8 protein-coding genes are annotated in these 11301 nt (G+C 73.5%); all 8 read left to right on the forward strand.

Going from position 1 to position 11301, the window contains the following annotated elements:
- Positions 1 to 102: 102 nt before the first annotated feature.
- Positions 103 to 1017 carry an ATP-binding cassette domain-containing protein gene (locus ABZ562_RS01540; protein WP_361472351.1) on the forward strand — a complete coding sequence of 305 codons (915 nt, stop codon included), beginning with the start codon at positions 103 to 105 and terminating at the stop codon, positions 1015 to 1017.
- Positions 1018 to 1081: 64 nt separating this feature from the next.
- Entirely contained in the window at positions 1082 to 1816 is a 735-nt protein-coding gene (locus ABZ562_RS01545) for an ABC transporter permease (RefSeq protein WP_361472353.1), read from the forward strand.
- Between the two features lie 141 nt (positions 1817 to 1957).
- Positions 1958 to 2491 (forward strand): EF-hand domain-containing protein, encoded by a 534-nt coding sequence (locus ABZ562_RS01550; RefSeq protein WP_361472356.1) that lies wholly within the window; start codon positions 1958 to 1960, stop codon positions 2489 to 2491.
- Positions 2492 to 2743: 252 nt separating this feature from the next.
- Complete coding sequence (locus tag ABZ562_RS01555; protein WP_361472359.1) at positions 2744 to 4348, forward strand: acyl-CoA dehydrogenase; 1605 nt, start codon at positions 2744 to 2746, stop codon at positions 4346 to 4348.
- Complete coding sequence (locus ABZ562_RS01560; protein ID WP_361472362.1) at positions 4345 to 5703, forward strand: cytochrome P450; 1359 nt, start codon at positions 4345 to 4347, stop codon at positions 5701 to 5703. The genes ABZ562_RS01555 and ABZ562_RS01560 overlap by 4 nt, the downstream gene beginning before the upstream one ends.
- 60 nt (positions 5704 to 5763) lie before the next feature.
- Entirely contained in the window at positions 5764 to 6693 is a 930-nt protein-coding gene (locus ABZ562_RS01565; protein ID WP_361472365.1) for a cyclase family protein, read from the forward strand.
- Positions 6694 to 6829: 136 nt separating this feature from the next.
- On the forward strand, positions 6830 to 9670 hold the full coding sequence (locus tag ABZ562_RS01570; RefSeq protein WP_361472368.1) for a SpoIIE family protein phosphatase: 2841 nt from the start codon (positions 6830 to 6832) through the stop codon (positions 9668 to 9670).
- 98 nt (positions 9671 to 9768) lie between these two features.
- Complete coding sequence (locus ABZ562_RS01575; protein ID WP_361472371.1) at positions 9769 to 11298, forward strand: sugar ABC transporter ATP-binding protein; 1530 nt, start codon at positions 9769 to 9771, stop codon at positions 11296 to 11298.
- Positions 11299 to 11301: the final 3 nt, after the last annotated feature.

Below are 11301 nucleotides of genomic sequence, written 5' to 3' on the forward strand. Positions count from 1 at the left end.
CATCGTGGCAGAGCGGGCGGGGCGGTGGTTCCCCCGTGCGGGGGAGACGGTCTCCTCCGGCGGGGGAGGCCCACCACCGGTCCGTACGGCCAGGCTGAAGCCATGACCAGCATCGACGTACACGACCTGACGAAGGAGTACGGCAGCACCCGCGCCGTCGACCGGCTCACCCTGAGCGTCGAACCGGGCCGGGTCACCGGTTTCCTCGGCCCGAACGGCGCGGGCAAGTCCAGCACCATGCGTCTCATCCTCGGCCTCGACCGCCCCACCTCCGGCACCGCCACCGTGGCGGGCCGCCCGTACGCGACGCTGCGCGAACCCCTGCGCACGGTCGGCGCCCTGCTCGACGCGCAGGCGGCCCACGGTTCCCGGACCGCCCGCGACCACTTGCGCTGTCTCGCCGTCAGCAACCGTCTTCCGGGCCGCCGTGTGGACGAGGTCCTCGAGGAGACCGGTCTCGCCACCGTGGCGGGCCGTCGCGTCAAGACCTTCTCGCTGGGCATGCGCCAGCGCCTCGGCATCGCCGGCGCGCTCCTCGGGGACCCGCCCGTGCTCCTGCTGGACGAGCCCGCCAACGGCCTCGACCCGCAAGGGATCGTCTGGATCCGCGGGTTGCTGCGCCGGCTCGCCGGGGAGGGCCGCACGGTCCTGGTCTCCAGCCACTTGATGAACGAGACCGCGACCTACGCCGACCACCTCGTCGTCCTCGCCCGGGGCCGCCTCCTCGCCGACGTCTCCATGCCCGACTTCATCGAGCGGCACAGCCGGGCGCGCGTACGGGTGCGCACCGGCGACCCCACCCGGCTGAGGGCCGCGCTGCTGAGCGGCGGATTCACGGTCCTGGAAAGCGAGGACGGCGGATGGGTGGTGGAAGGCGCCAAGGCCGAGCAGATCGGGGCCGTGGCCGCCCGCGAGGGCATCCCCGTGTCCGAACTGGCCGACGAACGCGCCTCGCTGGAGCAGGCCTACTTCGCGCTCACGGCGGACCAGGCGGAGTTCACCGCCGCCGCCACCTGAGAAGCGGCCCACCACCTGGGAACCACCACCTGAGAACCACCACCCGAGAAGAGGAGACCCGGCCATGTCCGTCACAGCGGTGCTGCACTCCGAGTGGCTGAAGATCAGATCCATCCGGGCGAGCTTCGGCTCCCTCGTCGCGGTCTTCGCCGCCACCCTGGCCATCACCGTCCTGGTCTTCGCCACCGTCGGCCGGGCGGAGGCCGACGGCGGCGAAGACCCCGTCTTCGGCGCCTTCTACGCGATCAACTTCGCGCAGATCGCCGCCATCGCCTTCGGGGCCACCGCCGTCTCCTCCGAGTACGCGGGCGGCGCCCTGCGGATCTCCCTGGCGGCCGTACCGCACCGGAGCCTGTTCTACGCGGCCAAGACGGCGGCCGTGGCCGCCGCCGCCCTCGCCGTGGGGCTCGCGACCGCCTTCGCCACCTTCTTCGCGGGCCAGGCGTTCCTGGGGGAGTACGCCATCGGCCTCGGCGAACCGGGAGCGCTGCGGGCCTGCGTCGGCGCGGGGATCTACCTCGCCCTGATGGCCCTGTTCGCCGCGGGCCTCACCTTCCTGCTGCGCAGCGCGACCGCCGTCCTGAGCCTGCTCATCCCGTTCATCCTGATCGTGGGCTTCGTGGTCGGCGACGTCGCCGGGTCGGCCGCCGACTACCTGCCGGACCGCGCCGGACAACAAGTGCTGCACCAGGTCCCGGAGGGAGGCCCGGCCCCCTGGACGGGCCTCGCGGTGCTGGCGCTGTGGGCGGCGGCCGCGCTCCTGGCCGGCTGGCGGGCGGTCTGCCGACGCGACGCCTGACGTCATCCGCGCGGCGCGCTTTTCACTCCAAAGAGACGTGATGACGGGTGAATTCTCCCGGCCGCCCTCGGTAATCTTTTCTGCGCTTCGGAAAATATTCGGAGCGCGGCGAACCGTCGGCACTGGAGGGTGGGGACTCATATGGGCGCACTACTGGACCAGAAGTACGAAAAGCTGTTCGCCTTGTTGGACGCCAATGGCGACGGCGTGATCGCCGAAGACGATTTCGAACTGATGGGCAGCCGCGTTCTGGCCGCCTTCGGCGAGGAGCGCACGGCGCCCAAGGGCAAGGAATACGCCGACGCGATGACCACGTACTGGCGCGCGCTGCGCGAGACCGCCGACGCCGACGGCGACGGCCGCATCGACAAGGGCGAGTTCCGGCAGGCCCTGCGCCAGGTGAGCGACCAGTTCGACGTGCTGATCGGCCCGCTGTACCGGGCCGGTTTCCACCTCGCCGACCGGGACGACGACGGCCTGGTCGGCCGGGAGGACTTCGTCACGGTCATCTCCGCCGTCGGTGTCCCCGCGGCGGAGGCCGCGGCGGCCTTCGACCGGCTGACCGAGCAGGACGGGCAGCTGTCGAAGGACCAGCTGATGGCGGCCGCCACGCAGTACTACTGCGACGAGGACCCGGCCAACACCGCGAGCCATCTGCTCTTCGGCGCGCTGTGAACTGAGCCGGTGGAGGTGGGGCGGGGGGAGGACGCGGAGATGGGCACTGCCGTCCTGGCGGGCCCGGCACGGGTGCCGCTGCTGACCGAGGCGCTTTTCGACGGACGATTCGACGAGCTGCACAGACCCTGGACGGATCATTTCCGTCGGGACATTTTCCGTTACCGCGATGGATTGTCACCGGCGGAGCGTTCGGAGCTGGCTTATGAGCGTTTGCGAATTGTCAATGAAAGAATCGCGTCCGTCGAGGACTTGGTCACGGCGACGGACCGGCTGGTGTCGCTGCACGAGTGGCTGGGAATGGTCGACGGCTCGCTGACCACGCTGGCGACCATCCACTACAACCTGTTCCTCGGCAGCCTTCTCCGCCTCGACCCCCACCGCACCGTCGACCTCACACCGTTCACCCGGCTGCGGCGGTACGGCACCGTCCTGATCACCGAGCTGGGCTACGGGAACAACGCAGCCGAGCTGGAGACCACGGCGGTCCATCAGCCGGGCACCGACACCTTCGTCCTGCACACCCCGTCGGCCGGGGCGCAGAAGTTCATGCCCAACACCGGCCCCGCCGGGGGCGGCAAGAGCGGACTGGTCGCGGCCAGGCTGATCGTCCGCGGCCAGGACTGCGGCGTGTTCCTGTTCCTCGTGCCGCTGCGCGACGAGCGGGGGCCGCTGCCCGGCATCCGGATACGCCCCCTGTCGGAGACCCCCGGTTCGGCGGTCGACCACGCCATCACCTCGTTCGACCAGGTCGTCCTGGACCGTTCGGCCCTGCTGGCCGGTGACCACGCGGACTTGACCGCCGAAGGCGCCTTCCGCAGCGCGATCGGCAGCCGGCGCCGCCGGTTCCTGCGGTCCATCCAGCGCGTCACCACGGGCAAGCTCTGCCTGGCCGCGGCGGCGCTGGGCGGGGCCCGGGCGGGCCTCACCGTCGCCGTGCGGTACGCCCACCGGCGGCACACCTTCGCCCCGGCGAGCCGGACCGGCGTCCCCGTCTTCGCCTACCGCTGCCACCAGACCCGGCTCCTCGGGGCGGCGGCCCGCGCCTACGCGGCGACCTTCCTGCTGCGCGAGGTCACCCGCCGGGCGGGCAGCGGGCGGGAGGACCCCGCATCGGCCGAGGTGGAGGTCCTGGTCGCGGCGGCGAAGGGCTGGATCACCTGGCAGGCCCGGGACATCGTGCTCGAATGCCGCGAACGCTGCGGCGCCCAGGGGCTGTTGTCGGCCAACCGCATCGTCGACCTGATCACGCCGATCGAGTCCACCATCACGGCCGAGGGGGACAACCTCGTCATCTGGACGAAGGCCGCCGCCGACATGCTGACCGGGCGGGGCTACAGCCCGCCAGCGGCCCCCGCCGCCCCGGCCGGCCCGCCGACCGGCCGCGCCGCCCTGCTCGACCTGCTCGTGCGGCACGAGCTGTCCTGCCTCCAGCACGCCCGCGGCCGGGTCAGCCTGCCCAGCGACGGCCCGCTGGACCGCTGGAACCAGGCGGTGAACCCGGCCCTGGACCTCGTCGACGCGTACGCCACCCGGTGCGCCGGCCAGGCGTTCCTGGCCGCCGTCGACCGGGTCGCCGACGACGCCACGCGGCGTCTGCTGGAGCAGGTCTTCCGGCTGTTCGTCCTGCAACGCCTCGCCCCCCACACGGGCCCGCTGCTCGCCGACGGGCACCTCACCGCCGAAGTCGTCCGCGACCTCGCCCCCGCCGTCGACCGCGCCGGTGCCGAGCTGGCCCCCCACGCGCTCGCCCTCGTGGAGGCGTTCGCCATCCCGGACGACCTCCTCCAGGCGCCCATCGCCACCGACGGTTACGTCGCCGCCTACGACGACCCGGCGGGACCCTGGCAGCCATGAGCGACGCGTTCACCCGCGAGCCGCCGTGGGACCCCCGGCGCTTCCCGCCCGCCTCCCGAGCGCCCCGGCCCGTGCAGACGGCGCGGATGCTCCGGGACCCCTTGGCTTACGCACGCTCCCTGCGCCGCCGGTTCGGACCGGTCTTCTCGCTCCGTACGTACCCCTATCGCGGCGCCCTCGTCTGCGCGGCCGGCGCCGCCGCCAACCGGGCGGTGCTGACCGACCACCAGCGGTTCACCGGCGGCGACGCCGCCGCCCTGCTGGCGCCCGCGATCGGCACCCGGTCGCTGATCTGCACACCGCCACCCCCGCACCTGACCCACCGCAAGCTTCTGCTGCCCCCCTTCCACGGGGAGCGGATCACCCGCTGGGCGCAGCGGGTGCGGGAGCTGGTGCACAGCGGGCTGCCCGAACTGCTGGGCGGCGACGGGGTGCCGGTGCGGCCGTGGGCGCAGCGGCTGACGCTCGACGTCATCCTGCGCGTCGTCCTCGGCCTGACGGACCCGGCCCGCGTCGCCACCTTCCGCCGCGCGCTGAGCGCGTACGTCGCCACGGGCAACCTGGCCGTCCTGTTCCTGCCGGGGCCGCTGCGGCGCGACCTCGGGCCGCTCTCGCCGGGCGGCCGCTTCCACCGGCTCCGCGCGGCCGTATGGGACCTGACCCGCGAGGAGATCGCCGCGCGCCGGGCCGCACCCGACCGCGCCCACCGCGACGACGTGCTGTCCCTGCTGCTCGACGCGCGCGACGACCACGGGGCCGGGCTGGACGACGCACAGCTGCTCGACGAGCTGACCGGCCTGGTCCTGGCCGGGTACGAGACCACGGCGACCACGATCGCCTGGACCCTGCATCTGCTCGCCCACCACCCCGCCGCCCGCGACGACCTGATCGCCGACCTCGACGCGGGCTCGGACCAGCTGCTCAAGGCGACGGTCAAGGAGTCGGGCCGACTGCGCCCCGCCGTCTACAACGCCATGCGCACCGCGGCACACGACACGGAGCTGGGCGGCCGTCCGGTGCCGCGGCACGCGTTCGTCGCGGCGCTGTTCCCGCTCACCCACCTCGACCCCGAGCTGTGGCCGGAACCGGACGCCTTCCGGCCCCGGCGTCACCTGGGCCCGGACCCGGGTCCCTACGCGCTGACCCCGTTCGGCGGCGGCGTGCGGCGCTGCATCGGGGTGTCCCTGGCCCAGCTGGAGATCGAGACCGCCCTGCGGGAAATCCTCGCGGCCGCCGTCCCCGAACCGGCAGGGCCCCCGGAACCGGCCCGGCTGGTAGCGGTGACGATCGTCCCCGCCCGGGGCGGACGGGTCCGCCTCCGCCGACGCCGGGAGCGGCGGGCCGCCGCAGCGTAGGTCCGGCGCTTGTAGAATTTTCGGGGGAAACCGTTCCGAACCCCCTCGGGGTGAGCACGGATGACCAGCAGCAACGGACCCGCCGTCTCCCGGGAGCAGTTCGACGCGCTCTTCGAGACGGTCCGGACCTGGGGGCGCTGGACCCCGGCCGGTCGCGGCGCCTGGAACCGGGTGGCCCCGGAGCATGTGCGGCGGGCCGTCGCCCGCGTACGGTCCGGGGTGGTCGTCCCGCTGGCGCTGCCCTGGAACACGCGGCCCGCACCGGACAACCCCAATCCCGCCCTGCACCACATGACGGACCTCGGCGACGTGGAGGCGCCGGAACCCGCCGTCCACAAGGACTTCCTCGCCGCCGACTACCACGGCAAGGGCATCACCCATCTCGACGCGCTGTGCCACGTCGCCTACCGGGGGCAGCTCTACGGGGGCCGGGCGGCGCACGAGGTGATCGACGCGGCGGGCGCCCACTACGGCGCGGTCGGCCCGCTCGGGCCGCTTGTCACGACGGGCGTCCTGCTGGACCTCCCCGCCGTCCTGGGCACCGCCTGGCTGGAGCCGGGGCAGGCGGTGCACGCCGAGGACATCGCCGCCGCCGAACGGGCGCTGGGGGTGACGATCGACGAGGGGGACGCGGTGCTGCTGCGCTCCGGGAGCCCGCGCCGCCGGGCGGAGCGCGGCGCCTGGGACCCCGGCGCGGCGAGCGCGGGGCTCCATGTGGACGCCGTCCCGTTGCTGGCCGAGCGCGGTATCGCCCTGCTCGGCGGGGACGGCGACAGCGACGTACGGCCCTCGCCGGTGGACGGTGTGCACTCCCCGGTCCACGCCCTCGCCCTGACCGCGATGGGGGTGCCGCTGCTGGACAACCTCGATCTCGAAGCGCTCTCCGCCGCCACCGCCGGGGCGGGCCGCTTTGTCTTTCTACTGGTCGTGGCGCCGTTGAACGTGCCGGGCGGGACGGGCTCGCCGGTCACCCCGGTCGCGGTGCTGTGACAGCCGAACCCGGGCCGGTCACCGTATGTGGCCGTATCGAACAGATGTCTCTTCTGCTTGCCACGGCATCGCTTTGACCCGTTATGGTCGAAGAGTGGAGTTTTCGGGCTAATAGCGGCACATGGCTAGGAGAGGCGTGAATCGCGCCGGTGAGGAAGCGATCCTGGCAGGGCTCGTGGCAGGCGGCATCGGGCCCGCGCGTTCCCGTGAGCGTTTTCTCGAGGGGGAGGCGGTCCGGGTCGGCGTGCGGAGCCTGATCCTGGACTCATGGCGACGCTGCCGGACCCTCGGCCTGCCGCTGGGCGGCTTCGAGCTTCCGTACCGGCAGTTCGACCCCGAGGACCGGCTGGTCCGCGCCGCGGGTCCGGTGCTGGACCGGCTGCGGTACAGGTTCCAGGGCAGTCCGATGAACATCGCGCTCGCCGACGGCAGCGGGACCGTGCTCCAGCGCCGCTTCGGCGACGATTCGTGGGCCAAGACCCTCCCGCTGATCCAGCAGGTGCCGGGTTTCGTCTTCGCCGAGCAGTTCGCCGGTACCAATGGCATCGGCCTGGCCCTGGCGGAGCGACGGCTCATCCAGGTCTACGGCGCCGAGCACTTCGCCGAGCGCGGCCTGGTCAACGGCTGCAGCGCGATACCCGTCCGCGACCCGCTCAGCGGGCGTATCGACGGCATCCTGTGCCTGGCCTATCCCCGCAGCTCCGGGCATCCGGAACTGGATGCCGTGCTGCGCAGGGCGACCCAGGCCATCCAGTGGCGGCTGCTGGCGCAGAGTTCGGCACGGGAGCGCGGACTGCTGCGCGCGTACCTGGACGCGGGCGGTGCGCGGCGGACCGGCGCGGGAGGCAGGCGCACCGTGGAGGTGGACGGCTTCGCCCAGGGGCTGCACCGCGGCGATCAGGTGTTGATCAAGGAGCGGGCCGCCGAGCTGCTCTCCCACGGGCAGCGGGCCGCCATCGACGTGACCCTGTCCGACGGGCGGCGGGTCATCCTCGTGAGCCGCCCGATGACGAGCGCGGCCGGGGTGGAGGGCATGGCCGTCGAGGCGATGTTCCCCGGCCACTCGCCGACGCCGCCCCTCACCCTTCCCTCGCACCTCACCCCTCGGCCCTCCGACGCCGCGTCCGGGCGGGGCACCGCGACAGCGAAGACGACGGCCGCGAAGACGACGGCCGCGAAGGTGACGGCCGCGACGGCCGCCGAGACATCGGCCGCCGGGCCACCCGCGGCCGGGGCGGGCCACGCCACCGGCGGTCTGGCCGGGCTGGTGCTGGTCGGCGAGCCGCAAGTGGGGAAGTACGCCCTGGCGGCACGGCGCCGCATGGAGCTGCTGTCCGAGGCCAGTGCCAGCATCGGCACCACCCTGGACGTGCGCCGCACCGCCCAGGAACTCGCCGAGACGGCCGTCCCACGGCTGGCCGACTTCGTCACCATCGACCTGCCCGACGCCGTACTGCGCGGCGACGAACCCCTCGACCCCCGGCACGAGCTGCGCCGCGCGGTGGTCCACGGCATCCGCGGCGAGTGCCCCTTCTACCCGATCGGCAAGCGCGTCGACTACCACCCCACCACGCCCCAGCTGCGGTGCGTGAACACCGGACAGGCGGTGCTGGAACCGGACCTGAAGACCGCCGCGGGCTGGCTCATCCAGGACCCCGAGCACACCGCTCGGCTGCTGTCCCACGTCCGCTCCCTCATCGCCGTCCCCCTGGTCGCCCGCGGCACCGTCCTGGGCATCGTCAGCTTCTACCGCTCGCACGACCCCGCGCCGTTCGGGGACGACGACCGTTCACTCGCCCAGGAACTGGCCACCCGCGCCGCCCTGTCCATGGACAACGCCCGGCGCTACACCCGCGAACACACCATGGTCCTGGCCCTGCAGCACAGCCTGCTGCCGCACGGGGTGCCCGACCAGGACGCCGTCGACGTCGCCCACCGCTATCTGCCCGCCGAGTCGCGGGTGGGCGGGGACTGGTACGACATCATCCCGCTGCCCGGCACCCGCGTCGGTCTCGTCGTCGGCGACGTCGTCGGCCACGGCATGCACTCCGCCGCCACCATGGGCCGGCTGCGCACCGCCGCCCGCAGCTTCGCCGAACTCGACTTCCCGCCGGAGGAGGTGCTGACCCACCTCGACAACCTGGTGCTGCGCCTCGACCGGGAGGAGAGCAGCGAGAACTCCGCCGACGGATTCGGCATCATCGGCGCGACCTGCCTGTACGTCGTCTACGACCCGACCTCGCAGCGCTGCTCCATGGCCCGCGCGGGCCACCCGCCGCCCGCGCTGGTCCGGCCCGGCGGCACCGTGTCGTTTCCCGATCTGCCCGCCGGGCCCCCGCTCGGCCTGGGCGGTCTGCCCTTCGAATCCGCGGAGGTCGAGGTCCCCGAGGGCAGCCAGCTGGTGCTCTACACCGACGGGCTCATCGAGGACCGGAACCGTGGCATCGACGTGGCCCTCGACCGGTTGCGCGAGGTCCTGGCCCACCCGGAGCGCACCCCCGAGGACACCTGCCAGGCCGTCCTGGACGGTGTGGCACCCGCCCACCCCTGCGACGACATCGCCGTCCTCGTCGCCCGCACCCATGCCCTCGCCGCCGACCGGACCGTCACCTGGGAGCTGCCCACCGACCCGGCCGTCGTCCGCGAGGTCCGGGCCGCCGCGTCGCGGCAGCTGGCCGACTGGGGGCATGGGCGGGAAGAGGTCTCGTTCGTGGCGGAGCTGCTGCTCAGCGAGCTGGTCACCAACGCGCTGCGGCACGGCAGCGGGCCCATCCGGGTACGGCTGCTCCACGGCCGCACCCTGATCTGCGAGGTCTTCGACACCAGCAGCACCGCCCCGCACCTGCGCCGGGCGGCCGCCACCGACGAGGACGGCCGCGGGCTGTTCCTCGTCGCCCAGCTGGCCCTGGCCTGGGGCACCCGCCACACCCCGGACGGCAAGATCATCTGGGCCGAATGCCCGCTCGCCACCCCGTGAGTCCGGCCCCTTGGAGCATTGGCCCGTTGGAGTAGCAGAGGCACCGAGGCCCGCCTCGTTCGGTAAACGCGATGATCAGTCCCGCTAAGGTCTCGGATGTGAGGTGGGAATCCACATCCCCGGCCGCGGGAGCGGAACCGCTCGTCCGCATCCGGGCGCTCAGCAAGCGATTCGGCGGAACGCTCGCGCTGGACCGCATCGACCTCGACATCCACGGGGGCAGTGTGCTCGCGCTGCTCGGCCCCAACGGCGCGGGGAAGTCCACCCTCATCAAGGTGCTCGCGGGATATCACCCCGCCGACGGCGGAACGGTGACGGTGGCCGGGCATCCGCTGGGGACCGAGGCCGCGTCCCGGAACATGTCCTTCACCCACCAGGACCTCGGCCTCGTCGAGTGGATGACGGTTGCCGAGAACATCGCCCTGACCACCGGATATCCCCGCCGTGGCGGGCTGATCTCCTGGCGGCGGACCCGGGAGCGCGGCGCGGAGGCCTTACGGACCGTCGCCGGACACCTCCCGGCCGGCACCCGGATCGCCGACCTCGCGCCCGCCGAACGCTCCCTCGTCGCCATCGCCCGCGCCCTCGCGGCCGGGGCGCGGCTCATCGTCCTCGACGAGCCGACCGCCAGCCTCCCCGCCGCCGACTGCGCCCGGCTCTTCGCCGTCCTGCACACCCTGCGCGACCTGGGGCACGCCATCCTCTACGTCAGCCATCGCCTGGACGAGGTGTACGAGGTCGCCGACGCCTTCGCGGTGCTGCGCGACGGCCGCCTCGTCAGCCAGGGCCCGCTGGCGGCACACGGCGCAGCCCGCCTCGTGCGGGACATCGTGGGCGACGAACCCACCCGGTACCGGCCCGCCACGGCCCCCGCCGGAGGCCCGGCCGTCCTGGCCCTCGACGGTGTCCGGACCGCGCGGGCCGGGCCCGTCTCCCTCGCCCTGCGGGCCGGGGAGATCCTCGGCCTGGTCGGGCTCACGGGCGCCGGGCACCGGGAGCTGGGCCGTGCGCTCGCGGGCGCCCGGCCGATCGTGGCCGGGCGGGTGCTCCTCGACGGGCGCCCGTACCACCCGCGTACGGTCGCCGCCGCCGTCGCCTCCGGGGTCGGCCTGGTGACCGGCAACCGAGTGGAGGAGGGCTGCGCTGCCGACCTGACCGTACGGGAAAATTTGCTGGCCAATTTAGCGGCGGGCGGACCGCCGACGCGGCACTGGATCAGCCCCCGCCGGGAGCGGGCCGAGGCCCGCGCCCTGATCGAACGGTTCGCGGTGCGGCCCCGCGACAGCGAGGCGCCGATCGCCACCCTGTCCGGCGGCAACCAGCAGAAGGTCATGCTCGGCCGCTGGCTGCGAGGGGGCTCGCGCGTGCTGATCCTGGAGGAGCCGACCGCGAGCGTGGACATCGGCGCCAAGGCCGCGCTCTACCGCCTGCTCGACGACGCGCTGGCGGCGGGGCTCGCGGCCGTGCTCATCTCCACCGACTTCGAGGAGGTCGCGGGGGTGTGCCGGCGCGCCCTGGTGTTCGTCCGGGGCGCCGTGACGGCCGAGCTGGGCGGCGCGTCGCTCACCGTCGCGGAACTCACCCGGGCGGCGTCGGCGCTGCCCGCGTCCGGAACGTCCGGAGCATGAGGA

Origin of the sequence: Streptomyces sp. NPDC019937 (assembly GCF_040631655.1) — a bacterium.
Classification (GTDB): domain Bacteria; phylum Actinomycetota; class Actinomycetes; order Streptomycetales; family Streptomycetaceae; genus Streptomyces.